Raw genomic sequence first — 19,882 nt, 5'->3', positions numbered from 1 at the left:
CGATCTTCCTTCTGCAGGTGAAATCGATCGGGGCCGGTAAGCAGCCCGCCCCGCGCGCCTGCCCGGTTCGTCGCCAAAGGCGAACATGCGGTGCAGGCCCTAATTACGAGCGCAAGCGCAACGACGAAGTTCAACCTGCACCGCGGGCTACTGTTTGCGAATCGTGACAATCCGCGGGTCCATCTCGCCATCGGTGAACTCGAGCTCCACCGCATCGCCGACCGCCAGCCCCTTGAGCTGCTGCACGTCGATGCGAAACGGCATGACCATCGCCGGCCACTTCAGCTCGGCCACCGGATCGTGGGCGATGGTGACGCTGCCCTGTTTGGCATCGATGGCGCGGATGGTTCCGGTGGCCTCATGAGTCACGTCGGTATCGAGGCTCTTGTTCACCGTGGTTTCATCGAGCGGCGACGGCGGCGAAGTCGGTTTGAGCAGATCTTCGGCGAGCGCTGGCGGGGTCAGGCAAAGGGCGACGAGCGCCGCAACGAGGCTTTTCATGACGGGACTCCGAAAGAACGGACGCAGCAAGCCTAGCCGGCAGATGCCTTCCCGGCCCTCGCCCGAATGGTGCAAAAAACCGCAGTGGACGACATTCAGTTTCATTTAAGCCAAGGCGCATAACCTGTGAACCGTCGAAACCAACCACAGGAATCCAAACGATGAAAACCCTGACCACTCTGTTCACCGCTGCCACCCTCGCCTTCGGCGCCAACCTGGCGCTGGCCAAGGACCTTGGCCCGGACGAAGCGCTCAAGCTGCGCGACGCCGGCACCATCCAGTCGTTCGAGAAGCTCAACGAAGCGGCCCTGGCCAAACACCCCGGCGCCACCATCGAGGACACCGAGCTGGAAGAAGCCTACGGCCGCTACGTCTATCAGCTTGAATTGCGCGACGACAAAGGTGTGCAATGGGACGTAGAGCTCGACGCCAAAACCGGCGAAGTGCTGAAGGATCAACAGGACGACTAAAGGCCACCCATGCGTGCCCCCATTCTCGTAACGCTGCCACTGGCACTGCTGCTCGCCGCCGCCCCGGCGGTGAGCCGCGATCTGGATCAGGACGAAGCCTTGCGCTTGCGCCGGGATGGCCTGATCCAGCCGCTGGAAAACCTCCTGCAGCAGGCGTTGGAGCGTCACCCCGGCGCCAGACTGCTGGAGGCCGAGCTGGAGGAAGAGGATGGCCGCTATGTCTATGAGATCGAACTGCTGACCTCAGGCGGCGTCGCCCGCGAGCTGGAACTCGATGCGCGCACCGGGACGCTGCTCAAGGATGAGGTGGACTGATGCGCCTGTTGCTCGTCGAAGACAACGTGCCGCTGGCGGACGAACTGACCGCCAGCCTCACCCGCCAGGGCTACGCCATCGACTGGCTGGCCGATGGCCGCGACGCTGATTACCAGGGCACCAGCGAGCCCTACGATCTGATCATTCTCGACCTCGGCTTGCCCGGCAAGCCGGGGCTGGAGGTGCTGCACGACTGGCGCGCGCGTGGCCTCGCCGTACCGGTGCTGATCCTCACTGCACGCGGCTCCTGGGCCGAGCGCATCGAGGGGCTCAAGGCCGGCGCCGACGACTACCTGACCAAGCCCTTCCATCCCGAGGAGCTGCTGCTGCGCATCCAGGCGCTGTTACGCCGCGCCCATGGCGTAGCCAACCAGCCGTTGCTGCAAGCCGGCGGCCTGGCGCTGGACGAGGCACGCCAGAGCTGCCGCAAGGATGGCGAGGAGATCGAACTGACCGCCGGTGAGTTCCGTCTGCTGCGCTATTTCATGCTGCATCCCGGTCAGCTGCTGTCGAAGACGCAGCTGACCGAGCATCTGTACGACGGCGAAACCGAGCGCGACTCGAACGTCATCGAGGTGCACATCAACCGGCTGCGCGGCAAGCTCGGCCGCGAGCTGATCGAAACCCGCCGCGGCCAGGGCTACCGCTTCGGCGCGACGTCTTGAAGTCGATCCAGCGCAGTCTCAGCCTGGGCCTGATCGCCGTGTTGACGATCGTCGGCCTGCTGCTGTTGCAGACCAGCCTGTGGCTGTTCGAAGCCGGCCTCAAGCGCAGCCTGGAAACCGACCTGCGCGAGGAGGCCGAAGGCCTGCTGGTGGCGATGGTGCGCGGCCCGGATGGCATCAAGCTCGACACCCAGCGCCTCAACCCGCGTTATCAGCGAGCCTTCTCCGGACATTACTTCCAGATCGAACTGCCGGATCGACGCTGGCGTTCACGCTCGCTGTGGGATGCCACCCCGGCCTGGCCGGCAACGCCCGGACTGGCGACCGAGCTGCTCGACGGCCCGCAGAAGCAGCACCTGCTTGCCTACCGTGCCGAGTACCAGCGCGATGGCCAGCCCATCGTCATCGCCGTGGCGCAGGACTACACACCCATTCTCGACAGCTTCGCGCGGGTTCGCCTGAGCGGCCTGGGCCTGGTCGGCGTGGCACTGCTGGTATTCCTTCTGCTGCAGCGTTACGCCGTGCAGGTCGCGCTCAGGCCGCTGGAGCAGGCGCGTCGGCAGATCGCCCAGCTGCAACAGGGCCAGCGCCAACAGCTCGAAGGCGCCGCGCCGGTGGAACTACAGCCGCTGGTCGAGCAGATCAACCATCTGTTGCAGCAAACCGACGACACGCTCAAACGCTCGCGCAACGCCCTGGGCAACCTCGGGCATGCCTTGAAAACGCCGCTGGCAGTGCTCAGCAGCCTGACCCAGCGCACCGAACTCGCCGCGCACCCCGAATTGCAGGCCAGCCTGCAGGAGCAGCTGGCGCAGATTCAGCAACGGGTCAGCCGCGAGCTGGGCCGCGCGCGCCTGGCCGGCGAGGTATTGCCTGGCGCGCATTTCGACTGCGACGCGGAACTGCCATCGCTGTTCGACACGCTGGCGGCCATCCACCGGCAGGGCCTCGACCTGCGCTGGCAGGCACCTCCGGCCTGCCGCCTGCCGTGGGATCGCGAGGACATGCTGGAGTTGCTCGGCAACCTGCTGGACAACGCCTGCAAGTGGGCGACGAGCAAGGTCACGCTGACCATCGCCCAGACCGCCGGCGACTACCTGATCGAAGTGAACGACGACGGCCCGGGCATTCCCGCACCACTGCGGGCGAAGGCCGTGGGGCGCGGCATGCGTCTGGACGAGGCGGCAGAAGGACACGGGCTCGGGCTGAACATTGTCAGCGACATCATTGCCGCGTGGCGCGGCAAGTGGGAATTGGACGAGAGTCCGCTGGGCGGCTTGCGGGTGGCGATTCGCCTGCCGGCCAGCGGTCGAATCCATGACGACGCGGCAGGGGCCTGAGCGACACCGTCACTGTGAGCGCGCCAGCTCGTTGCGAATGTCCTCCAGCAGCGTTTCGACCAGCAGCGTGTTCTGCACCTGCCGCCCGGCGATCACCCGGATCGCCTCGACACCGTTGATGGGATAGCGCACCCGCACCAGCAACTGACCATCCGACTGCGGTTCGACCCGCGTCCGGTATTGCGAAGAGAAATTCTCGGCCAGGTGGCGCGACATCGTTTTCATGCAGCATCTCGAGACGGTGAGCCTGAACAAAAAGACCACGCACACAACGCGGAAACTCCCGCCGCTCATCGGGGCGTTGGCCCGGCCCCGAGCAACTGTCATAAATCTCGTTACTTGCCCTCCCGCTCCGCGTAGGCCAGCCAGGCCAGCAACAGCATCGCCACCAACGCAACGGACGACATTGCCAGGGCATTGAGCATCAGGTTCATCGCAGCCTCCTCGTTCACGCTCAGCTTGAATCACGCCCCGAATATATGTAGCGTCACGCGACACGTCGAGCATGCAGACATAGGCATGTAAAGTTTTCGAACGGAAGAAGAAAGCAATGAAAAGGGAGCAATCGATCAGCCACATCCGCTGGGACCTGGCCTTGCGTTATCGCCTGATCGAAACCATCGCCTGGTGGGAAGGCCGCCTGACCACGGGCCATCTGATGCAGAGTTTCGGCATCAGCCGGCAGCAGGCGTCGAAGGACATCAACACCTATCTGAACGAACACGCGCCGGAAAACCTTACATATGACCGGCATCTGAAGGGTTACAAGCCGGCACCCGACTTCCAGCCGCTGTTCATCGACGGCAGCGCCAGCGCCTATCTGCACCTGCTCGACCAGAACCGCGTGCGCGCGCCGCACATCGAGGGTCTGGCGCTGGCCTACGCGCACACCGAGGTGTTGCAGGTGCCGGACCGCAGCATCCGCCCGGAAGTGCTGCGGCCGATCCTGCAGGCCTGCCGCGAAGGGCTGCGGCTGGAAACCGAATACGTGTCGCTGGCCAACCCAGAGGTGGAAATCCGCGTGATGACACCGCACACCCTGGCATTCACCGGCATGCGCTGGCACGTGCGCGCCTACTGCGAGAAGAACCGCGCCTACCGCGACTTCGTCCTCAGCCGCTTTCGCGGCGAGCCGGACCTGATGGACGAAAGCGAGCACAGGCGCGAGCAGGATGACGCGTGGAACACGCCGGTGACCGTGCTGATCGAACCCGACGCGCGGCTGAGCGCTGCGCAGAAGGCGATCATCGAGGTGGACTACGGCATGGTCGATGGCCAGCTGCCGGTGGAGACGCGTGGGGCGCTGGTGCAGTACGTGCTGCAGCGGTTCGGGATCGACCCGAACACGGTGCAGGCCAATGCGGCGGCGCAGCAGCTGCAGGTGGGGAATCTGCAGGCACTCAAGGGGTGGTTGTACTCGTGAGGGGTTGGCTTGGCTCGGCAGCGGCCACAGGGTGCGCACTGCACGACGCGTCACCGTTCCTCGCCACCGGAGAGGTCGTAGGGTGGAAAACCGCGCAGCGTTTTCCACCACAGGTGGCATGCACGTCTGTGTCTAGCATGGCGTTTTCCTCGGCTGGCGCGACAGGATGCGCCTTGCACAGCACCTTACTTTTCCCCGCCACCGGAGACGTCGTAGGGTGGAAAACCGCAGAGCGTTTTCCACCGGGGGTGGCATGCACGCTTGTAGTTGGCGTAGCGCTTTCCTTGGCCCGGCCGCTAGATTGCGCCTCTCACGGCGCCTCACTTTTCTTTGCACGCGGATCGCCGCCCGGCGCAAAGAAAAGTAAGCAAAAGAAAGCGCGCCCCTGCATCCGGCCCTGCGCTGCGCGCAGGGTCCGTTCGCTCCATCGCCGCTCCATGGGTCGGCTTACAAGGGCCATCCTTGGCCCTTTGAGCCTTTCGCCGCGTCCATGCGGCTCAACCCCTTGCGCAACGATTCCGCTCACCCTCCTGAAGGGGAATCGGGTGTCGCCTACTAGGCCGTGCATGGAAAAGCGAAAGGCAAATCCAAGAAACAAAGCGAAGAGAAGCGAAGCCAGCCGCTGTGCCTTCAGGCGACGCGAACTCCCTTCCCCTTCAGGAGGCCGAACGCAGGCGTTGCGTAGGAGGACGCGAGGCATGGACGCCGAGCGAGGAACGAAGGGCGGGGCCGCCCAGGCGGGATGCCCCTTCGTGACGTGCCCCCGGAGCAATGCCGGAGTGAGGGAAGTCTGGTCGCGTAGCGGCCAGACCCGGATGCAGGGGGCGCCTTCTCTTTGGTTACTTTCTCTTGGCGAAACAAGAGAAAGTGACGCGCCGTGCAAGGCGCAACTGGTAGCTCCGGCCAAGGAAAGCGCTGCGCCGTTCGCAGGCATAGGCGCCCAACAAGGTGGAAAACGCTGCGCGGTTTTCCACCCTACGGAAAGCGCCACGCCCAAACACCGGGCATTGCACCCCGCCCCACCAATATCCCAAAACAAATCGCGCCCCGGCCGACTGCCGCGGCGCGCCCACCTTCGCTCCGCAAGAGCCCAAAGCGCATGCGCCTGATCCACACCTCCGACTGGCACCTTGGCCAGACCCTCCACGGCCAGGACCGCGACCACGAGCACGCACAGTTCCTCGCCTGGCTGCTCGACCAGCTGGTCGCCCAGCGCGCCGACGCCCTGCTGATCGCCGGCGACGTCTTCGACACGGTCAACCCGCCGCTCAAGGCTCAGGAACGCCTCTACGACTTCATCGTCCGCGCCCACGAAAAACTGCCGCAGCTGGACATCGTCATGATCGCCGGCAACCATGACTCGGGCGGGCGCATCGAGCTGCCGGCGCCGCTGATGAAGCGTCTCAATGCCCACGCCGTCGGCCGCATCAGCTGGGTCGCCGAGGGCCAGCTCGACCATCAGCGGCTGCTGGTGCCGCTGCATGACGCCGCTGGCAATACCGCCGCCTGGTGCCTCACCTTGCCCTTCCTGCGCCCGGCCGAGGTCACCGGCGTGGAACTGGGCGACGACTACATGGCCGGCATTCGCCAGGTGCATGAACGCCTCATCGCCGCCGCCGAGGCCGCACGCCAGCCGGGCCAGGCGCTGGTCGCCATGAGCCATGCGCACATGGCCGGCGGCGCGGTATCGGAGGAGTCCGAGCGCAACATCGTCATCGGCAATGCCGAAGCGCTGCCGGCCAGCCTGTTTCCCGAATCGGTCGCCTATGTCGCCCTCGGCCACCTGCACAAGCCGCAGCAGGTCGCCGGGCAGGCGCGCATCCGCTACAGCGGCTCGCCGCTGCCGCTGTCCTTCGCCGAGGTCAACTACGCGCATCAGGTGCTGCTGGTCGAGCTCGAAGGCGAGACCCTGAAACAGGTCGACAACCTGCCGGTGCCGCGCGCGGTGGAGATGATCCGTATCGGCCGCGCGCTGCTGGCCGAGGTCATCACCGCGCTGGAGGCGCTGCCGCCCACCGGGCTGTTCGACGACAACCTGCCCTGGCTGGAAGTACGCGTGCTGCTCGACGAGCCGCTACCGGACCTGCGCCAGCGCATCGAAACCGCGATCGCCGGCAAGGCCTGCCGGCTGGTACGCATCGCCAGCGAATACGCCGGCAAGCGCGGCGAAACGGAATCGGAAGTGCTGCTCGGCCTCGACCAGATCAGCCCGCAGGAGCTGTTCGCCCGCGCCTGGGAGGAACAGTACGGCAACCCGGCAGACGAACAGGCGCTGGACGATTTCGCCACGCTCCTGCAACGGGTCGAGTTCGCCAGTGAGGAAATTGAGCGATGAAAATTCTCGCCATCCGCCTGAAGAACCTGGCCTCACTGGCAGGCGAACAGGTCATCGACTTCACCGCCGAACCGCTGGCCAGCGCCGGACTGTTCGCTATCACCGGGCCGACTGGTGCCGGCAAGAGCACCATTCTCGACGCCCTGTGCCTGGCGCTGTTCGGCAGCACGCCGCGACTGGACAGCGTCTCGCCGCTGAACAAGGTCCCCGACGTCGAAGCCGAGATCGGCGGCGGCGACGAGCGCAACCTGCTGCGCCGCGGCTGCGGCAGCGGCTATGCCGAGGTGGATTTCGTCGGGGTCGACGGCCACCGCTACCGCGCTCGCTGGGAGGTCAGGCGTGCCAAAGAGAAGATCGACGGCAAACTGCAGGCCAGCAGCCAGAGCCTTACGGATCTCGACAGTGGCACGCTCCTGGCCAGCGGCAAGAAGCGCGAGTTCAAGGAATTGCTCGAAGCGCGCCTGGGCCTGACCCTGGCGCAGTTCACCCGCGCCGTGCTGCTGGCGCAGAGCGAATTCTCCGCCTTCCTCAAGGCCGACGACAACGAGCGCGGCACCCTGCTGGAAAAGCTCACCGACACCGGCCTTTACAGCCGCCTCGGCCAGGCCGCCTTCGAGGCCGCCAAGCAGGCGAAGGAAAGCCTGACCCGCCTGGAACAGCAGGCCGGCGGTCTGCAGCCGCTGGAGCCGGAGCAGCGTGAAGCACTGCAGCGCGAACATCAGGCCCAGCTCGAAGAACTGAAGAAGCTGCAACAGCAGCTCAAGGAGCTGGAAGCCCAGCGGCAATGGCTCAGCGAGCTGCGGCGTCTGGAAGGCGAGCGCGATACCGCCCGCCAGCAACTGCAGGACGCTGAAGACGAGCGCGAGAGCCTGGCCGAGGCCCGGCGCATTCTCGAGCTGTTCGAATTGCTCGCGCCGCAGCGTCATCGTTTTCTACGTCAGCAGGAACTCGATCCGCTGCTGGGCAAAGCCGCCGACAGCCTGACGCGCCTGCAGCACGAGGAACAAAGCCTGCAGCAACGTCTCGACAGCTTGCAGAGCCAATGCGAAGCAGCCGGCAACGACCTGCGCTCAGCCGAACAGGCGCGGCAGACGGCCGAGCCGAGGCTGGCGCAGGCACGCCGTGAAGAGGAACGCCTCAGCCATCTGAACGCCGACCTTGCCGCGATCCGCGAAGAAAGCGCCCAGGCCGATGTCGCGGCCAGTGCCGGCGAGGCAACCCTCAAGCAACTCGACGCACAACAGCAACGCGCCGCCGAACAGCTCGCGACGCTGACCCAGCAACTCGACACGAGCGCCGCGCTGCAACCGCTCTGTGCCGCCTGGGGCGGCTACCGGCCACGTCTGCAACAGGCCGTGCAGCTGGCCGCGCGGCTGCAGCAAGGGCAGAGCGAACTCCCCGCGCTGCAAGCGCAGGCTGAAGCTGCGGAGGCACAGCAAAGCCAGGCGCGAGCGGCGCTGGATAACCTGCAAGGTGAGCGCGACAGCGAGGTCGGGCTGGCCGAACAGCTGGCCCAGTTGCATCGCCAGCTCGACGATTGGCGCCAGACCGAACGCGAAACCGATGCACTGCATCAGCTCTGGTCGCAGCAGCTCACGCTCGTCGCCAGCCAGCGCGAACTGAGCGACGCCCACAGTCGCCAGCAGGCCGAGCTGGACAGCCTGGTGCCGCTTGGCAAACAGGTCCGCAGCGAACGCGACGCCGCCGAGCAGGCGCTCAAGGTCACTCTCGCCCTGCTCGAACGCCAGCGCCTGGCGCGCAGCGAGAATGTCGAGGCGCTGCGCGCGGCGCTGGTCCCCGGCGAGCCCTGCCCGGTCTGCGGCAGCGGCGAGCATCCCTGGCACCAGACCGATGCGCTGGTTGCCAGCCTCGACCGCCACGATGACCGCGAGGCCGAGCGCGCGCAGCAGGCGCTACAGGAACAGGATCAGCGTCTGCAGGAGCTGCGTGACCGCCACGTCGCACTCAGCACGCAGCTGCGCCAGACGCAGCAACGCCAGGGCGAAATCGATGCGCAGTTGCAGACTCTGACGCCGCGCCTGCTCGCCCTGCCTGCGCATGCACAATTGCTGCAGCAGCCGGAAGCCGAGCGTTCGCAATGGCTGGAAGCGCAGCTGACCAATCTCAAAGACCAGATCGCCAGTGCCAGCCAGCGTCAGCAGCAACTGCTCGCCCTGCAACAGCGCAGCGAAACCCTGCAGCAGGCCTGGCAAGCGGCACGCGAAGCCTGTGTCGAAGCGACTCAACAACTCGCCCGCCAACGCGATGCGCTCGCCCGCGACACTCAACAACTCGACGAGGAACTGCAGGCGTTTGCCGAACTGTTGCCCGCCGAACAACTGCAGCGCTGGCGCGAGAACCCGGCGCAGACCTTCATCCAGCTGGACTCCAGCATCGCCACGCGGCTGCAACAGCTGCAACAGCAAACCGAGCTGGCCGAGGAGCTGCGCCAGTGCGAGCAGCGCCGCAACGACGAGCACCTGCAGCAACGCCATCGTCAGGAGAAACAGACGAGCTGCAACGCGCGACTGAGCGAGCGCGAAAAACTGCTGCTGGCCAGCCAGCAGGCGCTGCGCACCAGTCTCGGCGAACAGACCAGCGCCAGCGCCTGGCAACAGCAGCTGGATGCGGCCATCCAGACCGCACGCCAGGCGCAGGTCGCGATCGACCAACAGCTCAACGACAGTAAGCTCGGCCTGACGCGGCTGCACAGCGAGCAGCGGAACTGTCGCGAGCGCCACGCCGAACTCGCGCAGGAACGCGACGCGTTGAATGCCGAACTCGCCACCTGGCGCGCCGACCATCCGCAGCTGGACGACGCCACTCTCGCGCAGCTGCTGCACATGGACGACCAACTGATCGCCGAGGCGCGTCAGCGCTTGCGAGAGAACAGCGAAACCCTGACCCGCTGTCGCGAGCGTCTGGATGGCTGCCTCAATCGTCTGAACTTGCACAACCAGCAGCAGAGCGAAACGCCGGATGCCGGGCAGCTGCAGCAACGCCACGCCGAGCAACTGCAGCAGTGCGAGCTGGCCGACCAGCACTGCGCGGAAACCCGCGCCAGGCTGATCGACGACGACAAACGCCGCAGCCAGAGCCAGGCGCTGCTCGCCGAGATCGACGCTGCGCGCGCCGAGCATCAGCGTTGGGGGCGTATCGCTGCGCTGATCGGTTCCAGCGACGGCGGTGCCTTCCGCAAGATCGCCCAGGCCTACAACCTCGACCTGCTGGTGCAGCACGCCAACGTGCAGCTGCGTCAGCTGGCGCGGCGTTACCGACTCAAGCGCGGCGGCAGCCCGCTCGGCCTCTTGGTGATGGATACCGAGATGGGCGACGAGCTGCGCTCGGTGCATTCGCTGTCCGGCGGCGAGACCTTCCTCGTTTCGCTGGCGCTGGCGCTGGGCCTGGCTTCGATGGCGTCGAGCAAGCTCAGGATCGAGTCGCTGTTCATCGACGAAGGCTTCGGCAGCCTCGATCCCGAGTCGCTGCAGATCGCCATGGATGCGCTGGACTCACTGCAGGCCCAGGGCCGCAAGGTGGCAGTGATCAGCCATGTGGCGGAAATGCACGAGCGCATTCCGGTACAGATCCAGGTGCAGCGCCAGGGCAACGGTCAGAGTGTGCTGAAAATCGTCGGATAGCTATCGGTGGACAATCGCTGCGCGCGTTGTCCACCCTACCCACCAATCGATCCGGTCCGCCCGCTTATGGATATCGCCACGCTCACCGCCCAACGTCTCGCCGCACTGCACCACGACGGCTTCGTCCTCCTGCCGGGCGTGCTCGACCAGCCGGCGATCACGGAGCTGCGCGAGGCCATCGACCGGCTCGAACCCATCCACTGGGATTACCGGGGCCTGGTCGACGATCACTACAAGTGCGTGTTCAACCGCTCGCCGTTCTGGCTGCGCTTTCTCGACCTGCCCGGGGTGATCGAACTGGCCGAGGCGGCGCTCGGCGCGGACTGCCACATCATCGGCCAGACCGCCTGGCGCAGCCGCCCGGGCTTTATCGGCGGCGAGCTGCATGCCGACTACCTGGCCATGGAGCTGCCGGAAAGCCTGCTGGCCGATCCCGCCTTCGAACTGCCGATGCAGATCTGCACCGCGCACCTGTACCTGGACGACATCGACGCCGACCTCTGCCCGACGCTGGTGATCCCCGGCAGCCACCGCGCCGGGCGCAAGCCGCGTCCGGGCGAAACGCAGTGGCACGGCCGCGCGGCCGAGCCGGTGCTGTGCAAGGCCGGCGACGTGCTGCTGTTTCGCAGCGACCTCTGGCACGCGGGCAGCCGCAACCGCAGCGCCGAGCGCAGCCGCTACCTGCTGCAGATCCACTACGGCCGACGCATGGTGGCGCAGAAGTTCTCGCCCTACCTGCACTTCAGTTTCAGTCCCGAGGTGCTGGCCGCCGCCACGCCGCGCCAGCGCCGCTTGCTCGGCGAGCACGAGGCGGCCGAATACGACTGAATCCCTGGCACCGAACCTGCATCGACCGAGGCCCGCCGCGCCCGCGCGGCCAGTGACTCGCATTCGCCAGATGAGGATTCGCCATGATCAGCAGTCGTGAACAGGTCACCCAGATGATCGTCGCCGCCAAGGTGCGCAAGGGCCTGAAGTGGGCGCATGTCGCCGAACGCATCGGCATGTCCAAGGAGTGGACCACCGCCGGCTGCCTCGGTCAGATGGCCTTCGACAAGGCCCAGGCGGAAACCCTGGGTCAGCTCTTCGAACTCTCCGACGAGGCCGTCGCCTGGCTGCAGATCGCCCCCTACAAGGGCTCGCTGCCCACCGCAGTGCCGAGCGATCCGCTGATCTACCGCTGGTATGAGCTGGTCAACGTCTACGGCACTACCATCAAGGAGCTGATCCACGAGGAGTTCGGCGACGGCATCATGAGCGCCATCGACTTCTCCATGGATATCCAGCGCCAGAGCGACCCCAAGGGCGATCGCGTCAATGTGGTGCTGTCCGGCAAGTTCCTGCCCTACAAGAGCTACTGAGGGATCAGCGGGTGCGGATCTCCCCGCGCGCCAGGCTTTCCACGCTGTTGCCCAACGGGTCCGCCGCGTTCAGGTCCGCACCACGCTCGCGCAGCGCCTGGAGCAATGCCTCGCGCTGGAACAGCGCGGCGTACATCGCCGGCGTCTGCCCGGCGTTGTTGCGCTGGTTGGGATCGCACTCGGTGGCCAGCAGGCGCTTGGCGATGCCGAGTTCACCCTTGAAGATGGCCCCGAGCAAGGCGGTGTTGCCGCGTTTGTCCTCGGCGCAGGCATCGGCCCCGGCGGCGAGCAGGCGCTCCACCGTCTCGCCGTGGCCGTTGTAGGCCGCCAGGATCAGGGCGGTATAGCCCTTGTCGTCGGCAGTGTTCAGGTCGTAACCGGCCTGGATGAATTCGTCGAGAATCTCGTTATCGCCGAAGCGCGCGGCATTGAAGAAGTAGTCGCGCAACTGCTGCTGGACCGCCTCGGGCGTGTCCACAGCATTCGCCAGCGGGCCATCGGCGGCCAATGCGGCCCCGCTGCCCAACAGCAGCGCTGCCATCAGCAAAAGACCTTGCATATTGCCTCCACGATAAAAAAGACCCGGGCCATCGCCCGACCCGGGTCGAAACAACCGACGCCCATGCAGCGCAAAGGAGCCTCCACTGCATGCCGGGCGCCGGTCCGGGGACCTTAGTCCTTGAGCTCGGCGGCCAGCGCCTTGACCCGCTTGAGGTCGGCCTTGGCGACCTTGGTCAGGCCCTCGCCGTAGTTGGTGTCGGCCTTGTAGAAGAACGACAGCAGGATGTGCTTGGCCTCGTCGTCCGCCTTGGCCAGCTCGCCGCCCAGGGTGTTGATCAGGTCGGTCTGCTCCTTCTTGCTGAACGAGCGATACAGATCGCCGGCCTGCTTGAAGTTCTGCTGACGCTGGATCGGCGCCTGCTGGGTGGTGCCGCTCAGTTCCAGCTTGCTGTAAACGGCGCGCGGGGTTTCCTCGCGGTTCTCGCGACGGCTCGGCTGGTAGTTGACGCTGCTGGTGGTGTGGCCGGCGTTCAGCTGGCCGTCCTGGTTGCCGTTGTTGACCGGCACCTTCGGGCGGTTGATCGGCAGGCTCATGCCATTGGCACCGACGCGGTACATCTGGGTGTCGGCGTAGGAGAACAGACGGCCCTGCAGCAGGCGGTCCTCGGACGGCTCGATGCCCGGCACCAGGTTGGCCGGCGCCATGGCGACCTGCTCGGTTTCCTGGAAGATGTTGTCCGGGTTCTTGTTCAGCACCATCTGGCCGATCTTGCGCTCGGGCACGTCAGGCCAGATCTTTGTGGCGTCCAGCGGATCGAAGTCGAACTTGGCCAGATCCTCCGGCTTGAGCACCTGGATCATCAGGTCCCACTTAGGGTAATCGCCGTTGTCGATGGCGGTGACCAGATCGCGGGAGAGGTGGCTGTAGTCCTTGCCCTGCATCGCCTCGTTCTCTTTCGGGTCGAGGTTCTTCAGGCCCTGCAGGCTCTTCCAGCGGAACTTCACATAGTGGGTTTCGCCCTCGTCGTTGACGAACTTGTAGGCGTGTACGCCATTGCCGTCCATCATCCGGTAGCTGGCCGGGGTGCCCTGATTGGAGTACAGCAGGGTCAGGGTGCGGGTCGATTCGGGATGATGCGAGAGGAAGTCGAAGCGGCGGCTGTCGTCATCCAGGTTGGTGCGCGGGTCCGGCTTGAACGAGTGGACCATGTCCGGGAACTTGATGGCGTCGCGGATGAAGAAGGTCGGGAAGTTGTTGCCAACTAGGTCCCAGTTGCCATCGGCGGTGTAGAACTTGGTGGCGAAGCCGCGCGGGTCGCGCAGGGTTTCCGGCGAGTGCAGGCCGTGCACCACGGTGGAGAAGCGCACGAACACCGGGGTGGTGCTGCCCTTCTCGAAGACCTTGGCCAGGGTCAGCTCGGAGATGTCTTCGGTGGCGGTGAACTCGCCATGGGCACCGGTGCCACGGGCATGCACGACGCGCTCGGGCACGCGCTCGCGACCGAAGCGCTGCAGCTTCTGCAGCAGCTGCACGTCCTGCAGCAGGGTCGGGCCGTTGGGGCCGGCGGTCTGGGAGTTCTGGTTGTTGCCGACCGGCGCGCCATTGTCGCGGGTCAGCGGGGCAGCGTGGGCGGACAGCGCAAGGAGGCTCACGGAAATAGCGCCCAGCGCAAGGCGCGCTGGCGTGGAGCCGAAGGTCATACGGGACATGGGTGATTCCTCTTCGATTTTTCTGATGCGCTTATGGCGCGTCGGAAAGCCTAAGAGGCGCAGCTTTGATGCCCCAATTGAATAAGCCGAACAGCGCGATAGAGAAAATGTCGCTCCGCTTGCCGGAACTTCGCCCGAGGCGCCATCTCGGTGCATCTGGACAGCTCGACGCACCGGCACGAATCAGCAGCAACGGCAGCGTCATTGCCCACGCGCCGAGTTGGCCGATCGGTCAGCAATGGCATGGCATCTGCAATCTGGCTGCATCCACCTTGCGGAGCATCCACCATGAAACAGCCCGTCGATACCGACTACCCCCTGAGCGAAGTGCCCGCCGGCGCGCGCAAGGGGCTGTGGTCCACCTCCATCCTGCTGTTCGGCTTCACCTTCTTCACCGCCACCATGTTCGCCGGCGGCAAGATCGGCCTGGCCTTCGACTTCAAGACCATGCTCTGGGCCGCGGTGATCGGCAACCTGCTGCTCGGCCTCTATGCCGCCGCGCTCGGGCTGATCGCCTGCCGCAGCGGGCTGAACTCGGTGCTGATGGGGCGCTTCTGCTTCGGCGAGGTCGGTAGTCGGCTTTCCGATTTCCTGCTCGGCTTCACCCAGATCGGCTGGTACGCCTGGGGCACGGCGACCATCGCCATCGTCCTGGTGCGCCTGCTGGCGTTGCCGGAAAGCTGGACGCTGCCGTTGATGGTGCTGTTCGGCTTCGGCTTCTGCCTGACCGCCTTCGTCGGCTACAAGGGCCTCGACCTGCTCTCGCGCATCGCGGTGCCAGCGATGCTGATTCTGCTGATTGCCTCGCTGTGGACTGCCACCCGCGACATTGGCGGGCTGGACGGCCTACTGGCGGTGCAGCCGGGCGACAGCCTGACCCTCGGCATGGCGATCACCATGATCTTCGGCACCTTTGTCAGCGGCGCGACCCAGGCCACCAACTGGACGCGCTTCGCCCGCAGCAGCAAGGTCGCCGTATGGGCCAGTTTGATCGGCTTCTTCATCGGCAACGGCCTGATGATCGTCGCCGGCGCCTACGGAGCAATCGTCTACCAGCAGCCGGACATCGTCGAAGTGCTGGTGCTGCAGGGCCTGTCGATGGCCGCGGTGGTGATGCTCTTTCTCAACCTCTGGACCACGCAGGACAACACCATCTACAACTTTGCCGCCGCCGGCTGCAACCTGCTGCGCACCGAGCGCCGTCGCCTGGTGACCCTGGGCGGCGCCTTCGTCGGCACGCTGCTGGCACTGGGCGGCATGTACGAGTTGCTGATCCCGTTCCTGATCCTGCTCGGCTCGATCATCCCGCCCATCGGCGGCGTGATCATGGCCGACTATTTCTACCGCCATCGCGGGCAGTATCCGAAACTGGCCGAGGCGCGCCTGCCGAAGTACAACAGCGTGGGCCTGGCGGCCTATGTGCTGGGCGCGGCCTGCGCCTACTTCTCGCCCTGGGTGGCGCCCATCGTCGGCATACTGGTGGCCGCCGCGGCCTATATTGTGCTGTACGAGGGCCAGCGCCTGGCCCTGTCGCGCACAGTGCCGACGCAAACCGACGCACGCTGATCAAGGAGCCACCATGAACATCCTCAACGCCCGCCTGCGCGGCCGCAGCGGTCTGTACCGCATCGAACTGGACGGCGCGCGCATCGCCGCCATCAGCGCGCAGCAGGCGCCGGCCGAAGCCAATGAGGGCGACATCGACGCCGCCAGCAATCTGGTGGTGCCGCCCTTCATCGAGCCGCACATCCACCTCGACGCCACCCTTACTGCCGGCGAGCCGGCCTGGAACATGAGCGGCACGCTGTTCGAGGGCATCGAACGCTGGGGCGAGCGCAAGGCGCTGGTGACCCACGAGGACACCAAGGCCCGAGCGAAGAAAACCATCGACATGCTGGTCGACCACGGCATCCAGCATGTGCGCACCCATGTCGACGTCACCGATCCGACGCTGTCGGCGCTCAAATCCATGCTCGAGGTGCGCGAGGAAACCCGCCACCTGATCGACCTGCAGATCGTCGCCTTTCCGCAGGAGGGCATCGAGTCGTTCAAGGGCGGTCGCGAGCTGATGACCGAGGCGATCGCCATGGGCGCCGATGTGGTCGGCGGCATTCCGCACTTCGAGAACACCCGCGACCAGGGCGTCAGCTCGATCAAGTTCCTCATGGACCTGGCCGAGCGCACCGGCTGCCTGGTGGACGTGCACTGCGACGAAACCGACGACCCGCAGTCGCGCTTTCTCGAAGTGCTCGCCGAAGAGGCACGGGTACGCGAGATGGGCGAGCGGGTCACCGCCAGCCACACCACGGCGATGGGCTCCTACGACAACGCCTACTGCTCCAAGCTGTTCCGTCTGCTCAAGATGTCGAAGATCAACTTCGTTTCCTGCCCGACCGAGAGCATCCACCTGCAGGGCCGCTTCGATACCTATCCCAAGCGTCGCGGCCTGACCCGTGTGGCCGAGATAGACCGCGCCGGGATGAACATCTGCTTCGGTCAGGATTCCATCGTCGATCCTTGGTACCCACTGGGCAACGGCAACATCCTGCGCATCCTCGAAGCCGGGCTGCACATCTGCCACATGCTCGGCTACGAGGACCTGCAGCGCGGCCTGGACCTGATCACCGACAACAGCGCGCGCACCCTGAACCTGGGCGAACGCTACGGGCTGGAGGCAGGGCGGCCGGCCAGCCTGCTGGTGCTGTCGGCGCCGGATGACTACGAGATGCTGCGCACCCAGGGCCATGCCCTGCTTTCGGTGCGCAATGGGGAGGTGCTGATGCGCCGCACGCCGGCGCAGATCCAGCGTTACTGAGCGGCGACCTTGCGGATCCGGCTGAGGCTGGCGTGTTCCTCGGCCGGGCTAAGCTGCAGTTGCGAGAGGTAGGCGGCCAGGGCGTTGATATCGGCCACGGACAGCTTGCTGGCAATCGGCATCATCACCGAGCCGGCGCGGCTGGGGTCATTCTCGCGGAAGCGCGTCAGCGCCTTGCGGATGTACTCGTCAGGCTGGCCAGCCAGGCGCGGCATGGTTTCCATGCCCTCGGCGTGGGCGCCGTGGCAGCCGGTGCAGGTGGTCTGGAAGATCTTCTCGCCGGTCTTGCGCAGCGGCTCGTTCGGCGCATCCGCAGGTGGATTGACCTTCTGCTGGCTGAAGTACACCGCGACGTTCACCCGATCCTCCAGCGTCAGATTTTCCGCCAGCTTGGACATCACGAAGTCGACGCGCTCGCCGCTGGCGAACTTCTCGAAGGAATGGAACAGGTACAGCGGATTCTGCGCCGCCAGGTTGGGGATGTGCTTGCGCTTGCTGTTGCCGGTCTCGCCATGACAGTAGCTGCAGAACAGCGACCGCTCCTGGCCCGCGGCATAAGCCTGCTGGCGGCGCGTGTCGTCGGCCATCAGATAGTTGAAACGCTCCATCGCCTCTTCGCTGGCATGGGAGAACGGGGCGAGGCAGCTAAGCAGAGCAAGGACAAGAACGCGCATGGGGTCATCCAGTACCGAGGTAGGCCAGTGGGGTCGCTTTCAAGCGCCCGACTATAGGTATGCGCAACCCGCCGGACCCCGGCACAAATCAACAAAAAGTGCCGGGGTCGCGCCGCCCGAGGCCTTTTGCGAACGCCGTCACATGTCACCTCAGAGGAATGGGCGCGGAGCGTCGATCGGGCCATTGCGCCCGCCGTTAGCGCCAGACATCAGCGCTGCGCGCCTGCGCCGCATTGACGATCGAAAAAAATGATGAGCCGGATTTGAAATTGCCGCACACGGGCGCTACGCATTCGACTAAAGTAGCAGCCCTTCACCCACGAGGAGCCGTGACCCCCATGCTAGATGGACATGCAGAGCTGACCATGACCGTACTCATGACCCCGGACAAAGCCAATTTTTCCGGCAACGTCCATGGCGGCACGCTGCTCAAGTATCTCGACGAAGTCGCCTATGCCTGCGCCAGCCGCTATGCCGGCCAGTACGTCGTGACACTCTCGGTGGATCAGGTGGTGTTCCGCCAGCCGGTGCATGTCGGCGAACTGGTCACCTTCCTCGCCTCGGTCAACTACACCGGCACCACCTCCATGGAGATCGGCATCAAGGTCGTCACCGAAGACATTCGCGAGAAGACCGTACGCCATACCAACAGCTGCTTCTTCACCATGGTCGCCCTCGGCGAGGACGGCAAGCCGGTGCCGGTACCGCCGCTGAATCCGAAGACCGCCGAGCAGCAGCGCCGCTTCGCCCAGGCCTACCAGCGCCGCGAAATTCGCCGCGAGCTGGAACAGCGCTACCGCGAGCTGCGCACCGGCAGCGAGCGTCTCGCCGCAGTGAAATAAGCCCTCCCGACGAGCAAAATCGACGCAACGGAGCCACGGAAGGCCCACCGAGTAATGCGTCAGCCCCAAAAATGTAACAAAACCTTATACAATGCGTGGCTTTCCGCAATCCCGCCTCTGAGGACCTGCCGTGAGCACTCTGCCGCCCTGCCCCAAATGCAACTCCGAATACACCTACGAAGACGGTCAGATGCTGGTCTGCCCCGAGTGCGCCCATGAGTGGTCCGCCACCGAAAGCGTCGACGCCGCAGGCGACAGCGACAAGGTGATCAAGGACTCGGTCGGCAACACCCTGCAGGACGGCGACACCGTCACCGTGATCAAGGACCTCAAGGTCAAGGGCTCGTCGCTGGTGGTCAAGGTCGGCACCAAGGTGAAGAACATCCGCCTGTGCGACGGCGACCACGACATCGATTGCAAGATCGACGGCATCGGCGCGATGAAGCTGAAGTCCGAATTCGTCAAGAAAGTCTGAGCCACAGCGCTCGCGCAAAAGCCCGGCCCATGCCGGGCTTTTGCGTTTCAGAACAGGCGCAGCAACCAGTCCCAGCGCTCGCGAGTGACGGCACCGCCGATGAACAGCAGATCGATCCAGAACGCCTGGTGCAACACCACGATCAGCCAGAACAGCAGCTGATAGCCGAGCTTGCGCGTCTTGTGGCGAAACAGCTGCTGCGCCAGCAGTGCACCCGGCCAGCCGCCGGCCAGCTCGAATACATGCAGAGTGGATTCCGGGGTGCGCCAGCGATCCTTCAGCGCGCTGTGCTTGTCGCGCCAATAGAGAAAGAAGGTCAGCAGGCTGGCGGTCGCATAGACCACCAGTGGCAGCACCGAACCCAGACGGAACAAACTGCCCAACAGCGGCAACGCACACAGCAGTGCGAACACCAGCAGCTTGCCCGGCAGGTTCTGCACGCTGGCGAACAACCGCCGCGTCGGTCGCGCAGAATGCCGCTCAGCCGGTCGCGAACCGGCCGGACGCTGGCGGATCGCCGGCTGGTCCAGCGTCGGCGGTGCATCCAGCCGGACATGCTCGGCGCGCACGCGTCCCCGGTCGTCACGCCCCACCACGTAGAGCACGCGGTCGCCCACCAGCGGCCGGCGCTCGCCATGCACCGCCGAGATATGCGCGAACACATCCTCGCCGCCCCGCTCCGGACGAATGAAGCCGAAGCCCTTCTGGTCATTCCAGCTCTTCAATGTGCCGCGCAGTTCCATGCCCGTTCTCTGTCGACAAAAGCGCGCATGCTAACCCGCCACCGCCCGTTCGGCATGCACCGTCCAGTACG

The 19,882-nt window shown here is 65.4% G+C and carries 19 protein-coding genes; 13 read left to right on the top strand and 6 right to left on the bottom strand.

Going from position 1 to position 19,882, the window contains the following annotated elements; all coding sequences use genetic code 11:
• Window positions 1-147 precede the first annotated feature (147 nt).
• Window positions 148-501 carry a copper-binding protein gene (locus N8H22_RS14085; protein WP_264591135.1) on the bottom strand — a complete coding sequence of 118 codons (354 nt, stop codon included), beginning with the start codon at window positions 499-501 and terminating at the stop codon, window positions 148-150.
• Window positions 502-662: 161 nt separating this feature from the next.
• On the opposite strand from N8H22_RS14085, the gene N8H22_RS14080 reads away from it, so the two are divergent.
• Genes N8H22_RS14080 through N8H22_RS14065 form a run of 4 tightly spaced genes read left to right on the top strand, consistent with a single transcriptional unit; the run spans window position 663 to window position 3,291 of the window.
• Window positions 663-971 (top strand): PepSY domain-containing protein, encoded by a 309-nt coding sequence (locus N8H22_RS14080; protein WP_264591134.1) that lies wholly within the window; start codon window positions 663-665, stop codon window positions 969-971.
• A 9-nt stretch (window positions 972-980) separates the two neighbouring features.
• Window positions 981-1,286: a PepSY domain-containing protein gene (locus tag N8H22_RS14075; RefSeq protein ID WP_264591133.1), complete on the top strand. Its 306-nt coding sequence runs from the start codon at window positions 981-983 to the stop codon at window positions 1,284-1,286.
• A complete protein-coding gene (locus N8H22_RS14070) occupies window positions 1,286-1,951 on the top strand; it encodes a response regulator transcription factor (protein ID WP_264591132.1) in 666 nt (221 codons plus the stop codon). The genes N8H22_RS14075 and N8H22_RS14070 overlap by 1 nt, the downstream gene beginning before the upstream one ends.
• Window positions 1,948-3,291, top strand: a complete 1,344-nt coding sequence (locus N8H22_RS14065) for an ATP-binding protein (RefSeq protein ID WP_264591131.1) — start codon at window positions 1,948-1,950, stop codon at window positions 3,289-3,291. The genes N8H22_RS14070 and N8H22_RS14065 overlap by 4 nt, the downstream gene beginning before the upstream one ends.
• 9 nt (window positions 3,292-3,300) lie before the next feature.
• Here the strand turns inward: N8H22_RS14065 and N8H22_RS14060 are convergent, their stop codons facing one another.
• Window positions 3,301-3,516 (bottom strand): DUF3509 domain-containing protein, encoded by a 216-nt coding sequence (locus N8H22_RS14060; protein ID WP_264591130.1) that lies wholly within the window; start codon window positions 3,514-3,516, stop codon window positions 3,301-3,303.
• 325 nt (window positions 3,517-3,841) lie between these two features.
• Here N8H22_RS14060 and N8H22_RS14055 point away from each other — a divergent pair, with 325 nt between their 5' ends.
• From N8H22_RS14055 to cynS, 5 genes are all read left to right on the top strand, one after another.
• Window positions 3,842-4,714 (top strand): WYL domain-containing protein, encoded by an 873-nt coding sequence (locus N8H22_RS14055; RefSeq protein WP_264591129.1) that lies wholly within the window; start codon window positions 3,842-3,844, stop codon window positions 4,712-4,714.
• Window positions 4,715-5,813: 1,099 nt separating this feature from the next.
• Complete coding sequence (locus N8H22_RS14050; RefSeq protein WP_264591128.1) at window positions 5,814-7,049, top strand: exonuclease SbcCD subunit D C-terminal domain-containing protein; 1,236 nt, start codon at window positions 5,814-5,816, stop codon at window positions 7,047-7,049.
• The gene (locus N8H22_RS14045; RefSeq protein WP_264591127.1) at window positions 7,046-10,690 is read left to right on the top strand and encodes an SbcC/MukB-like Walker B domain-containing protein; all 3,645 of its coding nucleotides are present in this window, start codon (window positions 7,046-7,048) and stop codon (window positions 10,688-10,690) included. The genes N8H22_RS14050 and N8H22_RS14045 overlap by 4 nt, the downstream gene beginning before the upstream one ends.
• Window positions 10,691-10,756: 66 nt before the next feature.
• Window positions 10,757-11,518 (top strand): phytanoyl-CoA dioxygenase family protein, encoded by a 762-nt coding sequence (locus N8H22_RS14040; protein WP_264591126.1) that lies wholly within the window; start codon window positions 10,757-10,759, stop codon window positions 11,516-11,518.
• Window positions 11,519-11,601: 83 nt separating this feature from the next.
• Entirely contained in the window at window positions 11,602-12,051 is a 450-nt protein-coding gene (gene cynS / locus N8H22_RS14035; RefSeq protein WP_264591125.1) for a cyanase, read from the top strand.
• Between the two features lie 4 nt (window positions 12,052-12,055).
• Here the strand turns inward: cynS and N8H22_RS14030 are convergent, their stop codons facing one another.
• Entirely contained in the window at window positions 12,056-12,610 is a 555-nt protein-coding gene (locus N8H22_RS14030; protein ID WP_264591124.1) for an ankyrin repeat domain-containing protein, read from the bottom strand.
• A 113-nt stretch (window positions 12,611-12,723) separates the two neighbouring features.
• A complete protein-coding gene (locus tag N8H22_RS14025) occupies window positions 12,724-14,262 on the bottom strand; it encodes a catalase (protein ID WP_264591123.1) in 1,539 nt (512 codons plus the stop codon).
• A gap of 288 nt (window positions 14,263-14,550) precedes the next feature.
• On the opposite strand from N8H22_RS14025, the gene codB reads away from it, so the two are divergent.
• Both codB and codA read left to right on the top strand, forming a co-directional pair.
• Complete coding sequence (codB, locus tag N8H22_RS14020; RefSeq protein ID WP_264591122.1) at window positions 14,551-15,828, top strand: cytosine permease; 1,278 nt, start codon at window positions 14,551-14,553, stop codon at window positions 15,826-15,828.
• A 13-nt stretch (window positions 15,829-15,841) separates the two neighbouring features.
• Complete coding sequence (gene codA, locus N8H22_RS14015; protein WP_264591121.1) at window positions 15,842-17,077, top strand: cytosine deaminase; 1,236 nt, start codon at window positions 15,842-15,844, stop codon at window positions 17,075-17,077.
• Here codA and N8H22_RS14010 read toward each other — a convergent pair.
• Window positions 17,071-17,751, bottom strand: a complete 681-nt coding sequence (locus N8H22_RS14010; RefSeq protein ID WP_264591120.1) for a c-type cytochrome — start codon at window positions 17,749-17,751, stop codon at window positions 17,071-17,073. The two genes, codA and N8H22_RS14010, sit on opposite strands and share 7 nt — an antisense overlap.
• Window positions 17,752-18,089: 338 nt before the next feature.
• Between N8H22_RS14010 and N8H22_RS14005 the strand changes: the two genes are divergently transcribed.
• Window positions 18,090-18,593, top strand: a complete 504-nt coding sequence (locus tag N8H22_RS14005; protein WP_264591119.1) for an acyl-CoA thioesterase — start codon at window positions 18,090-18,092, stop codon at window positions 18,591-18,593.
• 130 nt (window positions 18,594-18,723) lie between these two features.
• Window positions 18,724-19,068 (top strand): zinc ribbon domain-containing protein YjdM, encoded by a 345-nt coding sequence (locus N8H22_RS14000; RefSeq protein WP_264591118.1) that lies wholly within the window; start codon window positions 18,724-18,726, stop codon window positions 19,066-19,068.
• Window positions 19,069-19,115: 47 nt separating this feature from the next.
• On the opposite strand, the gene N8H22_RS13995 is transcribed toward N8H22_RS14000, so the two are convergent.
• Window positions 19,116-19,811 (bottom strand): cold shock and DUF1294 domain-containing protein, encoded by a 696-nt coding sequence (locus N8H22_RS13995; protein ID WP_264591117.1) that lies wholly within the window; start codon window positions 19,809-19,811, stop codon window positions 19,116-19,118.
• Between the last annotated feature and the right edge of the window lie 71 nt (window positions 19,812-19,882).

The organism is Stutzerimonas sp. S1 (genome assembly GCF_025966695.1).
GTDB lineage: Bacteria > Pseudomonadota > Gammaproteobacteria > Pseudomonadales > Pseudomonadaceae > Stutzerimonas.
This window is presented reverse-complemented; position numbering and strand designations above follow the sequence as displayed.